The organism is Mesorhizobium sp. BHscii (assembly GCF_053848065.1).
In genome coordinates this window covers 67,282-82,685 of record NZ_JBSPKW010000024.1, presented here as the reverse complement: position 1 = coordinate 82,685, position 15,404 = coordinate 67,282, and the positions used below count along the sequence as shown (strand labels likewise).

Annotated in this window: 17 protein-coding genes and 1 pseudogene; 10 read left to right on the top strand and 8 right to left on the bottom strand. The window is 61.5% G+C overall.

Annotated features, from left to right (window positions below):
* Positions 1 to 276 precede the first annotated feature (276 nt).
* The gene (locus ACWTU7_RS26600; protein WP_254026757.1) at positions 277 to 522 is read left to right on the top strand and encodes a zinc-finger domain-containing protein; all 246 of its coding nucleotides are present in this window, start codon (positions 277 to 279) and stop codon (positions 520 to 522) included.
* Positions 523 to 538: 16 nt separating this feature from the next.
* Positions 539 to 1,765: an FAD-dependent monooxygenase gene (locus tag ACWTU7_RS26595; protein ID WP_455841488.1), complete on the top strand. Its 1,227-nt coding sequence runs from the start codon at positions 539 to 541 to the stop codon at positions 1,763 to 1,765.
* Between the two features lie 9 nt (positions 1,766 to 1,774).
* Here ACWTU7_RS26595 and ACWTU7_RS26590 read toward each other — a convergent pair whose 3' ends face one another.
* From ACWTU7_RS26590 to ACWTU7_RS26570, 5 genes are all read right to left on the bottom strand, one after another.
* On the bottom strand, positions 1,775 to 2,461 hold the full coding sequence (locus ACWTU7_RS26590; protein WP_455841489.1) for a TIGR02117 family protein: 687 nt from the start codon (positions 2,459 to 2,461) through the stop codon (positions 1,775 to 1,777).
* 103 nt (positions 2,462 to 2,564) lie between these two features.
* The gene (locus ACWTU7_RS26585) at positions 2,565 to 3,368 is read right to left on the bottom strand and encodes an amino acid ABC transporter ATP-binding protein (protein ID WP_065008990.1); all 804 of its coding nucleotides are present in this window, start codon (positions 3,366 to 3,368) and stop codon (positions 2,565 to 2,567) included.
* Positions 3,369 to 3,389: 21 nt separating this feature from the next.
* Complete coding sequence (locus ACWTU7_RS26580; RefSeq protein ID WP_455841490.1) at positions 3,390 to 4,547, bottom strand: amino acid ABC transporter permease; 1,158 nt, start codon at positions 4,545 to 4,547, stop codon at positions 3,390 to 3,392.
* Positions 4,548 to 4,551: 4 nt separating this feature from the next.
* Positions 4,552 to 5,739: an amino acid ABC transporter permease gene (locus tag ACWTU7_RS26575; protein WP_029354257.1), complete on the bottom strand. Its 1,188-nt coding sequence runs from the start codon at positions 5,737 to 5,739 to the stop codon at positions 4,552 to 4,554.
* Positions 5,740 to 5,802: 63 nt separating this feature from the next.
* Positions 5,803 to 6,831, bottom strand: a complete 1,029-nt coding sequence (locus ACWTU7_RS26570; protein ID WP_455841491.1) for an amino acid ABC transporter substrate-binding protein — start codon at positions 6,829 to 6,831, stop codon at positions 5,803 to 5,805.
* Between the two features lie 447 nt (positions 6,832 to 7,278).
* Here ACWTU7_RS26570 and ACWTU7_RS26565 point away from each other — a divergent pair, with 447 nt between their 5' ends.
* The 6 genes from ACWTU7_RS26565 (at position 7,279) to ACWTU7_RS26540 (ending at position 11,174) form a co-directional block, all read left to right on the top strand.
* Positions 7,279 to 8,448, top strand: coding sequence for a cystathionine beta-lyase (locus ACWTU7_RS26565; protein ID WP_455841492.1), 1,170 nt, complete (start codon positions 7,279 to 7,281; stop codon positions 8,446 to 8,448).
* 210 nt (positions 8,449 to 8,658) lie between these two features.
* On the top strand, positions 8,659 to 9,339 hold the full coding sequence (locus ACWTU7_RS26560; protein WP_455841493.1) for an RNA polymerase sigma factor: 681 nt from the start codon (positions 8,659 to 8,661) through the stop codon (positions 9,337 to 9,339).
* A gap of 100 nt (positions 9,340 to 9,439) precedes the next feature.
* Positions 9,440 to 9,964 (top strand): DUF4142 domain-containing protein, encoded by a 525-nt coding sequence (locus ACWTU7_RS26555; protein WP_029354260.1) that lies wholly within the window; start codon positions 9,440 to 9,442, stop codon positions 9,962 to 9,964.
* On the top strand, positions 9,961 to 10,290 hold the full coding sequence (locus ACWTU7_RS26550; protein ID WP_455841494.1) for a cupredoxin domain-containing protein: 330 nt from the start codon (positions 9,961 to 9,963) through the stop codon (positions 10,288 to 10,290). Before ACWTU7_RS26555 ends, ACWTU7_RS26550 begins: the two co-directional genes overlap by 4 nt.
* A 231-nt stretch (positions 10,291 to 10,521) precedes the next feature.
* Positions 10,522 to 10,674 (top strand): hypothetical protein, encoded by a 153-nt coding sequence (locus ACWTU7_RS26545; protein ID WP_455841495.1) that lies wholly within the window; start codon positions 10,522 to 10,524, stop codon positions 10,672 to 10,674.
* Between the two features lie 110 nt (positions 10,675 to 10,784).
* On the top strand, positions 10,785 to 11,174 hold the full coding sequence (locus ACWTU7_RS26540) for a YkvA family protein (RefSeq protein WP_455841496.1): 390 nt from the start codon (positions 10,785 to 10,787) through the stop codon (positions 11,172 to 11,174).
* Between the two features lie 51 nt (positions 11,175 to 11,225).
* Here ACWTU7_RS26540 and ACWTU7_RS26535 read toward each other — a convergent pair whose 3' ends face one another.
* Positions 11,226 to 12,452, bottom strand: coding sequence for an anion transporter (locus tag ACWTU7_RS26535; protein WP_455841497.1), 1,227 nt, complete (start codon positions 12,450 to 12,452; stop codon positions 11,226 to 11,228).
* A 63-nt stretch (positions 12,453 to 12,515) separates the two neighbouring features.
* Here ACWTU7_RS26535 and ACWTU7_RS26530 point away from each other — a divergent pair.
* Together ACWTU7_RS26530 and ACWTU7_RS26525 are read left to right on the top strand one after the other, a co-directional pair.
* Positions 12,516 to 12,707 (top strand): annotated as a pseudogene (locus tag ACWTU7_RS26530) (IS630 family transposase); the annotation flags it as partial.
* Between the two features lie 266 nt (positions 12,708 to 12,973).
* Positions 12,974 to 14,266: an Nramp family divalent metal transporter gene (locus ACWTU7_RS26525; protein WP_455841498.1), complete on the top strand. Its 1,293-nt coding sequence runs from the start codon at positions 12,974 to 12,976 to the stop codon at positions 14,264 to 14,266.
* Positions 14,267 to 14,586: 320 nt separating this feature from the next.
* On the opposite strand, the gene ACWTU7_RS26520 is transcribed toward ACWTU7_RS26525, so the two are convergent.
* Together ACWTU7_RS26520 and ACWTU7_RS26515 are read right to left on the bottom strand one after the other, a co-directional pair.
* Complete coding sequence (locus ACWTU7_RS26520) at positions 14,587 to 14,787, bottom strand: hypothetical protein (protein WP_455841502.1); 201 nt, start codon at positions 14,785 to 14,787, stop codon at positions 14,587 to 14,589.
* Between the two features lie 75 nt (positions 14,788 to 14,862).
* On the bottom strand, positions 14,863 to 15,162 hold the full coding sequence (locus ACWTU7_RS26515) for a DUF1236 domain-containing protein (protein WP_095519499.1): 300 nt from the start codon (positions 15,160 to 15,162) through the stop codon (positions 14,863 to 14,865).
* Positions 15,163 to 15,404 lie beyond the last annotated feature (242 nt).

Genomic DNA, 15,404 nt, shown 5'->3' with positions numbered 1-15,404 from the left:
GTCTTTCCGGACCCGCAAAGGACGCTCTACCACTCTTAAGCTAGGCATGATCCCCAGCAAAACCGAATTCGGTTTTCGGGCCATGCCTTAACCGGCTTAGCTTATCCTGTGACAGGCTTTTACGACAGTTTGATTTCATCGATCTTGCAAAGAGACAGCTTATGATCCAGATGCAATCCAGGCTACAGCGCGGCGCGCCCTTGGACGCGCAAAGGACGCGGTGGAATTTTGATTTGCGCATGATCCGGGGTCATGCGGCAGATGTAGGAGACGACGATGGCAGGCGGTTCCATTCCCCATTTCCAGAACGATGCGGGCTATGCGGCGATCGACATCGGCGTCAAGGAATTCATGTGCACCGGCGCCAACCCGCCTTTCGACCATCCGCATGTGTTTCTCGACATGGGCGACGACAACGAAAAGGTCTGCCCCTATTGCTCGACGCTTTTTCGCTATTCGCCAAAGCTGAAGGCTACGGAAACGCAGCCTGCCGGATGCCTCTATATCGACCAGGCCGCCTGACGCGCACGTCATCCCCATGGACGACATCCGGTCCCGGCAGGTCGTTATCGCCGGAGCCGGCGTCGCCGGACTGACCGCGGCGCTGGCATTTTCCGAGCGCGGCTATCTGGTGCGGCTGTTCGAACAGGCGCCGCGCCTCGAAGCGGCCGGCGCCGGCATCCAGCTCTCACCCAACGCAACGCGCATCCTTCGCCAGCTCGGCGTGCTCGACCGGCTGTTGTCGGCGGCGGTGCGGCCGGAAGCGGTCGTGCTCAAGGACGCCGCCACGCTGCGCGAGCTGGCGCGGGTGCCGCTTGGCGAAGCAGCCGAAAGGCGCTGGCAGGCACCCTATCTCGTCGCTCATCGGGCTGACCTGCAAGACGCGCTGATGGCGCGCCTTGCCGAACAGCCGGACATCAGTGTCGTCACCGGCGCGCGCGTCGGCGGCGTCGCCGCAGGACCTCGCCGTACCACGGCAACAGTCGACATTCCCGGCAAGACGGTCGAAGCCGACGGCTTTCTGCTGATCGGTGCCGACGGCGTCTGGTCTGCGATCCGCGCTTGTGGCGGGTTTGGGGCCAAAAGCCGGTTTTCGGGCGAGCTTGCCTGGCGCGCCACGACCAGTGCAGACAGTGTCGCAGGAGAAGCCCTGGCGGCGGTCGGCGCCGCCAATTTCGTGACCGCCTTCTTGCATCCCGGTTTTCACCTCGTCGCCTATCCGGTCAGCAACGGCACGGCGTTCAACCTGGCCGCCTTCACCAGGGGCGAGATCATCGCCGAAGGCTGGTCGGGCCACGCCGACCCCAACATTCTCGTCGGCGCCATGCGTGGCACGGCGGCGGCACTGACCCGGCTTGTCGAGGATGCAGGCCCGTGGACCGCATGGCCGATCCATACGGTCGACCAGGCACAGCCATGGACGACGCCCGCCGGCATCGCGCTGATCGGCGATGCGGCGCACGCGATGACGCCTTTTGCGGCGCAGGGCGCGGCGATGGCGATCGAGGATGCCGCAACGCTTGCCGGCTTTGTCGCCGCCTCGCCCGCCGATCTCTGGGGCGCGCTCGCTGCCTGGGAAAAGGCGCGGCGCCCGCGCATCGCCAAGGTCGCCCGCCGCGGTGCTGTCAACCGTCTCGCCTGGCACGCTTCCGGGCCGGTGGCGGTCGCCCGCAACCTGTTTCTGAGATTGCGCTCTCCGGAAAGGCTCGCCGCCGATCTCGATTGGCTTTATGGCTGGCAGGTGCCGGAAACCGTCGGACACTAGTGCCAAGCATCAATTATAAATCCGCATCGACAGGTCGAGCGACGCCGGCAGCGGATTCCACCAGCCTGTCCGAAGGCCGGCGATACGCAGAGCCGCCGCCGTCCAGGTGTTGCAGCCAACCAGCGCATTGAAATGGCCGTTGGCTTCGTAGAAGCGGTCGAACCTGGAATAGGCGGCATTCTCGATCAGGATCGAGCCGTTCGGCCCTTGCTGGAAACTCGCGGTGATGAAGTCGAGCAGCGCTGCAAAACGCTCCTCGCTGATGTCGAAGCCGGAGACGTCGGGGTGCGGCTCGACAATGTTGCCGGCGACATCGACATGCATCACCGAAGCGTCCAGTGTCAGCGCCTTCATCACCGGCACCGCCTTTAGTTCCGACCAGGTCGACGTTTCCAGATAGAAGGCGCGGCCGCCCCAGCCGAAGACGATGTAGCGGACCCCAGCCATGTCGGCCGGAATGCCGTCATCGACCAGGAAATGGAAGCGCTTGCGCACCTCGTCATCGACCGGGACGGCGATATCGGTGTGGATCGGACTTTTCAACACCAGGATGTGCCTGGTGGCTACGGGATCGGCGGCGGCCGCCGGCAAGAGCGGCCGTGGAATGATTGTGCCCAAAACCACGGCAAGCACGATTGCCACCACCAGAATGGCGAGAAAACGCCCAAGCTTTTTCACGAGGGACGGCTTTTTCATGAGGGGCGGCCTCGCAATCGGGGCGCAATCGCCGGCTGAGGGCCCAGACGCAAAAGAGCCCGGCAGGATTTCGGCCGGGCTCTTTTGATTCGCGTAAGAGCGATCAGTGCAGGATCTGCGACAGGAACAGTTTTGTGCGCTCGTGGCGCGGATTGTCGAAGAACTCGGCCGGCGTGTTCTGCTCGACGATCTGGCCCTGATCCATGAAGATCACCCGGTTGGCGACCTTGCGGGCAAAGCCCATCTCGTGGGTGACGCAGAGCATGGTCATGCCCTCTTCGGCGAGGCCGACCATTGTCTCCAGCACTTCCTTGATCATTTCGGGATCGAGCGCAGAGGTCGGCTCGTCGAACAGCATGATGCGCGGGTTCATGCATAACGAGCGGGCGATGGCGACGCGCTGCTGCTGGCCGCCGGAAAGCTGGCCGGGATATTTGTTGGCCTGTTCCGGGATCTTTACGCGCGTGAGGAAGTGCATGGCGATTTCCTCGGCCTGCTTCTTCGGCGTCTTGCGCACCCAGATCGGCGCCAGCGTGCAGTTTTCCAGGATGGTCAAATGCGGGAACAGGTTGAAGTGCTGGAAAACCATGCCGACCTCGCGGCGCACTTCGTCGATCTTCTTGAGGTCGTTGGTCAATTCCTTGCCGTCGACGATGATCTTGCCCTTCTGGTGCTCTTCCAGCCGGTTGATGCAGCGGATCATCGTCGATTTGCCGGAGCCCGAAGGGCCGCAAATGACGATGCGCTCGCCGCGCATCACCTTCAGATTGATATCCTTCAGCACGTGGAATTCGCCGTACCATTTGTGCATAGCGATGATGTCGATGGCGACGTCGGTGGTGGATACCTGCATCTTGGCGGCATTGACCTTGATCTCTTCCGCGCTGACTGCATTTTCTGTGGCCATGGAAGGTTCCCTTTTTTGTTCTTAGCGTTTGTAGCTGGTATCGAGCCGGCGTTCCGTGAACATCGAATAACGCGACATGCCGAAACAGAACATCCAGAAGACGAAGGCAGCGAACACCAGGCCGGACCTGGCCGTCTGCGGCGTTGCCCAGTTGCCGTCGGAAAAATTCTGTTTGACGACGCCGAGCAGGTCGAACATCGAGATGATTGAGACCAGGCTGGTGTCCTTGAACATGCCGATGAAGGTATTGACGATGCCGGGAATGACCAGCTTCAGCGCCTGCGGCAGCACGATCAGGCCCATCTTCTGCCAATAGCCGAGGCCGAGCGAATCCGCCCCCTCATACTGGCCCTTGGGGATCGCCTGCAGGCCGCCGCGCACCACTTCGGCCATATAGGCAGCGGCAAACAGCGAGACACCGATCAGCGCCCTCAAGAACTTGTCGAAAGTGACGCCGGCCGGCAGGAACAGCGGCAGCATGACGCTGGCCATGAACAGGACGGTGATCAGCGGGATGCCCCGCACCGTCTCGATGAAGATGACGCACAGCATCTTGACGATCGGCATCTTCGATCGCCGCCCCAGCGCCAGCACAATGCCGATCGGCAGCGACACGGCAATGCCGACGAAGGACAGGGTGAGCGTCACCAGAAGCCCGCCCCATAGCGGGGTTTCGACATGCGGCAGGCCGAGCACGCCGCCAACCAGCAGGATGAAAGCAACGATCGGCAGCGCCCCGAAGAATAAGATTGCGTTCAGCCCCTTGCGCGGCACCTTCGGGATGAGCAGCGGCACCAGAAGCGCCACGAACAGGATGGCGACGAGGATCGGCCGCCAGCGCTCATCGATCGGATAGCGGCCGAACATGAACTGGCCGAATTTGGCGTTGACGAAGGCCCAGCAGGCGCCCGACCAACCATCCGGCTGGATGCCGCCCTGCGCCACCGTGGCGCAGAACGTACGGTCGGTGCCGGTCCATTGGGCGTTGATGAAAGCCCAGCTGATCAGTTGCGGCACGATCATCGCGACCAGCACGATGCCGATGATGGTCAGGATCGTGTCGCCGGTCGAAGCAATCAGGTTTTTGCGTATCCAGGCGCCCAGACCGCGCTCACTTGCTGGCGCCGACTGTGCCAGCGCCATTTCGACGCGGACGAAGGAAAGGTCGTGCTCCTGCATGTCGCTACCTCTCCACCAGCGCCATTCTGGCGTTGACCACGTTCATGATCGCCGACGTCAACAGGCTGAGCGCGAGATAGACCACCATCATGATCAGCACGCACTCGATCGCCTGGCCGGTCTGGTTCAGCACCGTGCCGGTCGTCGCCGTCAGGTCCGGGTAGCCGATGGCGATGGCCAGCGACGAGTTCTTGGTCAGGTTCAGATACTGGCTGGTCAGCGGCGGAATGACGATGCGCATGGCTTGCGGAATGACGACAAGCCGCAGAATCGATCCCGGCCGCAGCCCGAGGGCACCGGCTGCCTCGGTCTGCCCCTTACTGACGCCCATGATGCCGGCCCGCACGATTTCGGCGATGAAGGCGGCCGTATAGAAGGACAGCGCCAAATAGAGCGACAGGAACTCCGGCTTGACCTGAAAGCCGCCGGTCAGGTTGAAGGTCGATTGCTTTGGATAATCGAAGCTCAGCGGGAAGCCGCTCAGCGCATAGGCCAGCAACGGCAAGCCGATGATCAAAGCCGCTGATGTCCAGAACACAGGGAATTGCTGGCCGGTCGCCATCTGCCGCTGACGCGCCTTGCGGGCGACGAACCACGCCATGGCGATGCCGAGAAGCAGAGCGACCAGGATCAGCCAGGAGCCTTCGCCCCACACGGCGCGCGGAAAATAAAAGCCACGTTGGTTGAGAAAGGAGCTGAACGGCAAATTGATGCTCTCGCGCGGCGGCGGCAGCACCGAAAGCACGCCTGAATACCAGAAGAAGATGACCAGCAGCGGCGGGATGTTGCGGAAGACCTCGACATAGACCGTGCAGATCTTGCGGATCAGCCAGTTGTGCGAAAGTCGGCCGACGCCGAGGATAAAGCCGATTATGGTCGCGGTGATAATGCCGGAGACGGCAACGATGAGCGTGTTGATGAAGCCGACGAGAATGGCGCGGCCATAGGTGGAATCCGACGAGTAGGCGATGGCGCTGTCACTAATGTCGAAGCCGGCGCGGCCCCTGAGGAAACCGAAGCCTGATGCAATGCGCAGGCGCGTCAGATTGTCGATGGTGTTTTGGACGATCCACCAAACCAACGCCACCAGCACGATGACGACCACCGCCTGGAAGAATATGCCGCGGACCTTCGGATCGTTGATGAAGGAGCCGCGGCTTGGCTCCTCGCGAAGAATTTCCTGCGATGCCATTCAACCATCCCCTGGAAAGAGAAACCGGAAGGCAGGAAAGCTGCCTTCCGGATCACATTTCGATCAGCGGATCGGCGGAGCGTATTGTAGGCCGCCCTTGGTCCACAATGCGTTGATGCCGCGCGCGATCTTCAGCGGGCTGCCCGAACCGACATTGCGTTCGAACATTTCGCCATAGTTGCCGACAGCCTTGACGATGTTGACCACCCAGTCATTGGAGACACCGAGATCGGTGCCGATCTTGGTGTCGGGCTCAGTTCCGAGCACGCGCTTGATCTCCGGGTTGTCCGAGTTCTTCATCTCGTCGACATTGGCCTTGGTGATGCCGAGTTCCTCGGCCTGCAGCAACGCGAAATAAGTCCACTTGACGATGTGGTACCACTGGTCGTCACCCTGACGCACGGCCGGTCCAAGCGGTTCTTTTGAGATGATCTCGGGCAGCACAACGTGGTCGGCCGGGGCGCCAAGCGTCAGGCGGATGCCGTAGAGACCCGACTGGTCGGTGGTGTAGACATCGCAGCGGCCGGCGTCATAGGCGGCGTTGACCTCTTCCAATTTCTCGAAGACGACCGGGTTGTACTCCATCTTGTTCGACTTGAAATAGTCGGCAAGGTTGAGCTCGGTTGTCGTGCCGCTCTGCACGCAAACCGCCGCGCCGGAAAGCTGCAGCGCGGAATTCACGCCCGGCAGCTTCTTGGCGTTGATCATGAAGCCCTGGCCGTCATAATAGGTCACGCCAATGAAGTTCAGGCCGAGTGCGGTATCGCGGTTGATGGTCCAGGTGGTGTTGCGCGACAGGATGTCGATCTCGCCGGACTGCAGCGCGGTGAAGCGTTCCTTGGCGCTGAGCGGCGTGAACTTGACCTTGGTGCCATCGCCGAAAACGGCGGCCGCGACAGCGCGGCAGAAATCCGCATCGATGCCTTGCCAGTCGCCCTTGTCGTCCGGCGCCGAGAAGCCGGCCAGACCGGTCGAGACGCCGCATTGGATGAAACCCTTGGCCTTGACGTCGTCGAGCGTGGCCGCCGACGCGGTCGAAGCCACCAACCCAAGCGCGGCGGCGCCCAGAATGCCGATTGCAATGTGTTTCATAACCCACAGACCCTTTTCTGTTTTTTTTCAGGCGAACCTGACTTTTTTCCGTGTGAACGCAGCTTCCGGTTCCGGCCCATTCCCGGAACCCCGCATCGCAACCGACGCGCTGCCTCCCATTCACGAACTGCATCGAAGGCGATTATTTCAGTGAGGTCAAGGGAAATGACCTAAACCGAAAGAGTTTGAAAACCAATTGCCGCAAATCCCTGAATTGCAGACAAACGCGCCTGGAAACTAGCCAGCCGTGCGAACAAAGCCGGCAAAGCCCGGTCAACGCAAATCGGGGACTGGGCCGGCAAAACCCGTCGCTCGGATTTACGGCCCATGACTGACTTGTCGTGCGATGAATTGGCATATCCAAAGTCCGCCGGCTGGCGGGTGGCGAACGGTTGCGCGGCCAATGCCGCCGCACTATGGCTAGCGCTTCATCAGAGGCGAAGCGCAATGGCAAAAGACGGCAACGAAATGGGCATCAACACGCGGCTTGCCCATTCGGGCAACAATCCGCACGACTATTTCGGCTTCGTCAATCCGCCGGTCGTGCATGCCTCGACCGTGCTCTATCCCAACGCGGCGACGATGGCGGCACGCAGCCAGAAATACACCTACGGCACGCGCGGCACGCCGACCACGGACGCGCTTGCCGGCGCGATCGACGCGCTCGAAGGCTCGGCCGGCACGATCCTGGTGCCCTCGGGCCTGGCGGCGGTGGCGGTGCCGCTGCTCGCCTTCCTGTCGGCGGGCGACCATGTCCTGATCGTCGATTCCGTCTATCACCCGACCCGCAATTTCGCCGACACGATGCTGAAACGGCTGGGCGTCGAGGTCGAGTACTACGATCCGCATGTCGGTGCCGGTATAGCGGCGCTGATCAAGCCCAACACCAGGGTCGTGTTCACCGAATCGCCGGCCTCCAACACGTTCGAGGTGCAGGACATACCGGCCATCGCCAGCGCGGCACACGCCGCAGGCGCGATCGTCATGATGGATAACACCTGGGCGACGCCGCTCTACTTCCGCCCGCTCGACCACGGCGTCGACATCTCGATCCATGCGGCGACGAAATACCCGGCTGGCCATTCCGATGTGCTGCTCGGCACCGCGTCGGCCAACAAGGCCTGCTGGAAACAGCTTTGCGAGACGTTCTACACGATGGGCTGCTGCGCCGGGCCGGACGATGTCTATCAGGTGCTGCGCGGCCTGCGCACCATGGGTGTGCGCCTTGACCACCATCAGCGCAGCGCACTGGCCATCGCCGGCTGGCTGGAGGGCCAGCCGGGCGTGGCGCGCGTGCTGCATCCAGCGCTTGCCAGCCACCCCGATCACGCTCTCTGGAAGCGCGACTTCTGCGGCTCGAGCGGCATTTTTTCGATCGTCCTTGCTGGCGGCGGCCAGAAACAGCAGCATGCCTTCCTCGACGCGCTCAGGATATTCGGCCTTGGCTATTCCTGGGGCGGCTATGAGAGCCTTGCCGTGCCGGTGTTCCTCGGCGACCGCGTCGTCGCCAAGGGCCCTTATGACGGCCCGCTCGTCCGCTTGCAGATCGGGCTTGAAGACGTCGACGACCTGAAAGCCGATCTGGCGCGCGGCCTCGCTGCGGCGGCGGCTGCTTGAGCGACGGCAGGGTCTTCCAACAGGCACATCCTCGGCCTGATCACGCAGAACGATCTGCTGGCCGCAACGGCGCGCGCAAGCTGCGGACAAGCTGCTGGTCGAAGCGGTAGCGTAGTCGGGCCGCCGGGAAAAATGTTCGGGAACCTTTTCTCGGTTAGCCCGTCCAATGTTTCGATCGGAGGATTTGCTTCCGGTCAGGAGATTGGCTCAATGAGGAAACCGCTCACGGCTGCGACCGTCATGCCCGCCGCATCTGGCGAGATGCAGCTTGTCGGCCGCGCCCTGGCACGCGAGGGCGGAGCCTTCCGCACGATTATCAAGACGCACAACCAGCGGCTCTATCGTATCGCCCGCAGCGTCGTCCGCAACGACAGCGAGGCTGAGGACATCGTGCAGGAGGCATATGTCAGGGCCTTTGCCCAGCTCGGGGATTTTCGCGGCGAATCCTCTCTCGCCACATGGCTGTCGCGCATCGTCATCAATGAGGCGCTTGGGCGTTTGCGCAAAAGGCGGCGAACGGTAGCGATGCCGCAGAGTCTACAAGCCGAAATCATCAAGTTTCCCCTTAATCCCAGCGACGATCCGGAGCGGACGATGGCGCAACGGCAGATCCTCGAGCTTGTCGAACGGGCGACCGATCGCCTTCCCGATGTCTACCGGACAGTATTCGTGGCGCGGGTGATCGAGGGTCTCAGCATAGACGAGACCGCAGAATTGCTTGATGTGCGGCCCGAAACCGTCAAGACCCGGCTGCACCGCGCCCGCGCCCTCGTCCGCAAGGCCCTGGACGATCAGATCGGCCCGGTGCTGCTCGATGCCTTCCCCTTCGCCGGCCGCCGGTGTCAACGGCTGACCGCAGCGGTGATGCAGCGGCTTGGCTTTACAGACTGATTTTTCCCGAATTCCCGGGAACGTTTGCCCCCGCCCGGCATCCAATCATCGTCAACTGGAAATGCCCGGAGCCATTCGCATCCGGGCGAAGGAGAACGTCATGTTTATTCGATCGACCACCGCACTGGCAGCGCTTTTCCTGCTCAGCACAGCAACGTTGGCGCAAGCCTCCGATAAGCCGAGCGACCCGCAGATCGCCCACATCGCCTACACAGCCGGCGTGCTTGACGTCGAGGCGGCCATGCAAGCGCTGAAGAAATCGAAAAACAAGGAGATTCTCGACTTCGCCAAAGACATGGTGCGAGACCATGAAGCCGTAAACAAACAAGCGCTTGACCTGGTCAAGAAGCTCAACGTAACGCCAGAGGACAACGCCACCAGCAAGGCGCTGACCAAGGCGGCGGACGAGGAACGGGCGAAGCTCGCCAAGCTCGACGGCGCCGCGTTCGACAAGGCCTATGTTGACAACGAGGTCGCCTATCACAAGCAGGTCAACGGCGCGCTCGAAACCCTGCTGATCCCCTCGGCCGAGAATGCCGAACTGAAGAGCCTTCTGGAGACCGGCCTGAAGCTATTCCAGGGCCATGAACAGCATGCCGAACATGTCGCCGGCATGCTGAAATGAGTACAGCACCGACGGTGTCGAAACGGCATCTGTGGATTGCAATGGCGCTTACTATTGCTTCCGCATCCGCCAAGGCCGAAACGATGGAGGTGACGATCGAGAAGCTGGTGTTTTCGCCCGCAAGCATCGAGGCGAAGGTCGGCGACACGATCGAGTGGGTCAACAAGGACGTGTTCGCCCACACGGCGACCGTCACCGGCGGCTGGGAGGTGATGATCCCGCCGAAGACATCGGCGAGCCTGACGCTGAAGAGGGCAGGTTCGTTTGAATATTTCTGCCGCTTCCACCCTAACATGAAAGGCCAAATGACGGTGACGTCGCCCTAGCCAAGCCAGCAGAGACCGCCCTGCACGCGCAGGGCGGTCGGGCGGCATCAAGCCGCCTGGTAGCGAGGCGCCGGCTCGCCGGTCTGCGTCGCGGCGAACAGGGTGGCGCGAACAGGGTGGCAGGCAGCGTCGTAGGCTTCCCACAGAGGTCCGCAAGGATGCCCACGACCGACCGAACGAAACATGCTGTGCTGACGCCACTCGGAAAAGCGATACCAGCAGGCATATGTCGTGTCGGTCGAGGCCAACCGGCGCTTCGAGGCGATTTTGGGGGCGGCCGCGGCCGAAAAGCTGGGGAGCCTCGCCGACGATGTCGCCTCGCAGGACTTTCCCGACGCCTATGTTTCGAAGCCGGCGAGCAGCACCGACTCGTCGAAGCGATAGAGCGCCGCGCATCCTTTGGGACGCGCCACGGACGGTGCGGTCCAGTCTTTCTACGACCAGCGACCGCCGCTCGAATGCAGGCGGACGACAATCTGTGCTAAAGTAACCCTATGAAAGCATGGCTGGAAGCGGCAAAGAGCCGGGCGCGCGACATCAAGCTTGATGTCGTCGCCCTGTGGTTCGCCGCACGCGATCCTCGGGTGCCCTGGTCCGCGAAACTCGTGGCGGGGATGGTGGCCGCCTATGCGCTTTCCCCAATCGACCTGATCCCGGATTTCGTTCCGTTGCTCGGCTATCTTGACGACCTGATCATCGTACCGCTCGGCGTAATCCTGGCCATAAGGCTTGTTCCGCCGCCGCTGATGGACGAGTTTCGAGCGCAGGCTGCCGCGCTCGAAACACGTCCGCAAAGCAGGACGGGAATGTTCTTTATCGTGGCGCTCTGGCTGGCTTTGGCAGCTTTGCTGATCTGGGCCTTTTGGCCCACCCACGCCAGATAGTCCGGAGGCTTGCTTGCACTTGAAACCGCCCTTGCCTGCTGCGCCGGCGACCTAAAACCCAAGCGCCAGCCACGCAGTCCCAGCAAGCAGCGTGATCAGCGTCAGCGGCAGTCCGACCCTGAAGAAGGCTCCGAAAGACAGGGCCTTGCCGGCGGCGCGCGCCTGCTCAGCGACAATCAAATTGGCGATCGAGCCGAGCAGCGTGAAATTGCCGGCCAGAGTCGAGCTCATGGCGACGACAAGCCAGGCGCGCTCGGGGTTCTCCAGGCCGGGTATGAATGGCCGCAGCGCAAGCACCGCCGGAACGTTGCTCATGATGTTGGACAGCACTGCGGTGAAGCCGGACAGCCGCCAGACATCGTCCAGCCCCAGGTCCTTTGCCGAGGCGATGATCTCGGGGGTGAGAAGCGCCTTCTCGGCGCCGGCGACGACGATGAAAAGGCCGGCGAACATGAACAGCAGCGGCCCGTCTATCTCGCGGTAGATGCGCGCCGGCTTGATGGCGCGGGTCACAAGAAGGATGGCGCCGCCGATCAGTGCGGCCTTGGCAACCGGAACGCCGGCAAAGAAGGCAATTGCCAGTCCGATGCAGACGACCACGGCCTTGAGCACCTGTCCCGACAGCATGCGGCCGCGATAGACCTCGGGGCTGAGCTCGGTCTTGCGCGCAAATTCGGCGCGATAGACGATGCGCACGATGACGACGACGGCGACGAGGCCAAACAGCGCGACCGGCGCCAGGGCCGCCGAGAAGGCCGGATAGGAAATCCCCGACAGCGCGCCGATGACCATGTTCTGCGGGTTTCCGGTGATGGTGGCGACGCTGCCGCAATTCGAAGCCGTGGCGGTGGCGATCAGGTATGGAATTGGGTTGCGGTTGATGACCCGGGTGACGTAGACGACGATCGGCGCCATGACCAGGCAGATCGCGTCGTTGACCAGGAACGCTGACAGGACGCCGGTCAGCAGCGTCACCATCACCAGCAGCATAAACGGCGCATGTGCGTGCTCGATGGCAACGGCGCCGAGTGCGCGAAAGGCGCCCGATACCTTCAGATGCGCGACGACGATCATCATGCCGAGTAGCAGCGTGATGGTGTCGAAATTGATGGCGCGGTAGGCGTCCTCCAGGCTGAGCGCGCCGATGGCGATCATCGCCGCACCGCCGAGCAGCGCAATGCCTGCCCGGTCAAGGCGCAAGCCGGGGATCCTGCCGATGGCAACGCCGGCATAGGTCAGGATCAGGATCAGCAGTGCCGCCGCACCCATCAATGTCATTCGTGGGAAAGCCCCGTTCAGATCCGCCCTGCCCCGCCATAGGGTAGCCGGCGCAAGCTGTGATTCCTGCCGCCATACTCACCTGAGCTCAATCCGATCGGGCAAGCCTTGGCAATATCAAACATTGATGCGACGCGCACAGCGTCGAACCATCGAAGAGACTGGCGCACCATCGGCCAACTCATCCAGACAATCACACCAGCAGAGTTTCTCGTAAACGCTGGGTATGCTTCCGTCGAAGCCCAGGCTCATTGAAATCGTGGCTCGATCATGGCGAGGATAGAGACTGTCCCCACCTTTGGGCCGGCCGACCAGCAAAGCGAAGAACGCGCCTCGGCATGGCAAGGCGAGCGCTGAATACCCGACTGACGCTGGAACAAGCAGCCGATTGCGGAGTTGAAACGGCGGTAGAGGTTTGCCGGAATGAGTTCCACTCCCGTGCTGCGGTACATCTATTGGGTAATTGTTCTCGACGTTTCGGTCGTGCTTGCGCCTTACGCTCTTAGCGCGGCGTGGCCGCAATGACGCAGCGCGATCCTAACGCCACTTCACCACAGGAAGACAAGAAAGACGGCATAGGACGAGCACTTGGACTCGGCCTTATCACCGGCGCTGCTGACGACGACTGCTCGGCCATCGGTACCTATGCGAGTGCCGGCGCGCGCTTTGGCCCAGACCTGCTTTGGACCGCTCCTGTAACGCTGCCGATGATGTACACTGTCGTGTATCTCTCGTCGAAGCTTGGACAGGTTTCGGGCCGCGGCCTCTTTCATGCGATCAAGGACTTCTACCCACGGTGGCTGCTCTGGGCTGTTCTTGTGGGCGTGCTGATCGGCAACACGATCGAAGCAGCCGCCGATCTCGGCGGCATGGCTGCATCAATCAACATCTTCCTTCCTATTCCGATCCCCCTCATTGTGATCGTAGTCGCGGCCGCGATCTTTGCTCTCCAGCTTTGGGGCTCCTACACGCTCATTCGTAACATCTTTCGCTGGCTCGCGCTGGCCCTGCTTGCCTATGTCGGCTCAGCCATCATGGCGAAGCCGGATGCGGCAGCCGTGCTGTGGGGCACCCTTGTTCCGAAGATCGAGTTCAGCCGCGAGTTCCTGTCCATCCTGGTGGCCATCATCGGCACCACCCTTTCAGCGTATCTCTACACCTGGCAGTCGAATGAGGAGGTGGAGGAAGAGATTGCCGAGGGGAGAACGACGCTGAAGGAGCGCAAGGGTGCCACGGACGGTGAACTGCGCCGCTCCCGCCGCGATATCCTGATCGGCATGATCTTTTCCAATCTCATCATGTACTTCATCATCCTGTCGACAGGGTCTACGCTCTATGAAGCCGGCGAGCACGACGTAGAGACCGCCGCTCAAGCAGCCGAAGCTCTCAAGCCGCTCGCTGGTGCAGCCGCTGGCGTACTGTTCGCTGCCGGCGTGATCGGGGTCGGGTTCCTTGCCGTTCCGGTCATGACGACAGGTGCGGCATACGATCTGGCGCAGGCAGTTGGATGGAAGCACAGTCTTCATGCCAAGCCGCGTGAGGCGCCAAAGTTCTATATCGCGATCGGCGCCTTCACGCTGATTGCTGTCGGCCTGAATTTCCTGGGTTTCAACCCGATGAAGGCGCTCGTCTGGTCCGGCATCGTGCAGGGCTTTTCTACGCCGCCACTGCTTCTGCTTATCATGCTAATGACGAACAACCCGCGGATCATGGGAGACAAGGTCAATAGCCGCACCACCAACGCTCTGGGATGGGCTACTACGATCGCAATCTTTTCCGCCTCTTTAGGGCTGGTAGCGACCTGGTTTATCTAGTCACCATGACGCTCGCGCCATACCCCGGCATCGAGCTCACTTCCATGAAGGATTCGGTCCGCACATCTCTACCGCGCTCCTGGCGGGGTCGTGGCCAAGTGCGCGTGCTTCTGGAAGATCGCAATCTTGTCGGGATAGGTAATCCGGATTTCGCGTCCGCATCCGTCGCACTTGTAATGGGAAACGACCTGAAACCAGCTGCCGTTCTTGATGACGGTGAAGTTGCACTGCGGGCAGTGGAAAGTCAGGCCAACAGAGAACAGACTGGGAGAGAGAGACATTGCAGCACTTCACATTGTGGAGAGTTTTGAGGCGGCTTGTTAGTCCAGCGTCTCCACGACGAAGGATGCGGCAATCAAATCGTCGGCATCGATTCTGCCCTTGCCGTCCTCCATGACGGCTGCGACTTTTCCAAAGATCTTCAGTTCGTCGTCGGTAATCCGGGCGCCGCGCATCCTCTCGCTGAGGTCGGCCACCCGCATTCGCAGCGCCTGGGACGCTCCAATCTCACGGTTCGACATAATGATCACATTCCTCCCTTGCTGGCTTCCCACCGCACCTTTCGGCACGGCGGGCTGTCCTCCCAGTCGCTTAGGTCATTCAATAATTTTGATGATCTTGCGTGTGCCAGGGTCAACGACAACGGTCCGGTTGTCGACGACCACGTAGCGGTATTCGGTGTCAGGAACTTCATGAAGCTCGACCGTCTCGGGCAGGGTTGAGCCGATATTGAGCTCCACTCCAGGGATTTTCACTGAGGCGAGCGGCTGCTTCTTCACATACTCTCTGATGACCGTCTCCTGTTCAGGCGCGATAACAACGTCCTGAGCGGCAGCGGCGCCGATACCTGCCAGCAGCAGAAACCCCGCGGCTGCAGTGGAAAGACGCATTCTCATAAGTGCCTCCTTTATACGAGCTCTGTTGCGCTGAACGGCATCGTCTTCGCGCCAGCCTCACCAAACCTCGGGCAGCTGCAAACGTTCCTTACCTGGGCTTCGGTCTGATAGGAGACAGGACCTAAGTCTCACCTGTTTTCGCGTAATAGCCCCTGACATTGCGCCACCCGGAACTGCGGTTGCTCGTAGTAGTTGCTCGCTGTGAGTTCACGGGAGGAGGCCAATGGAGAATAGCGTCCACC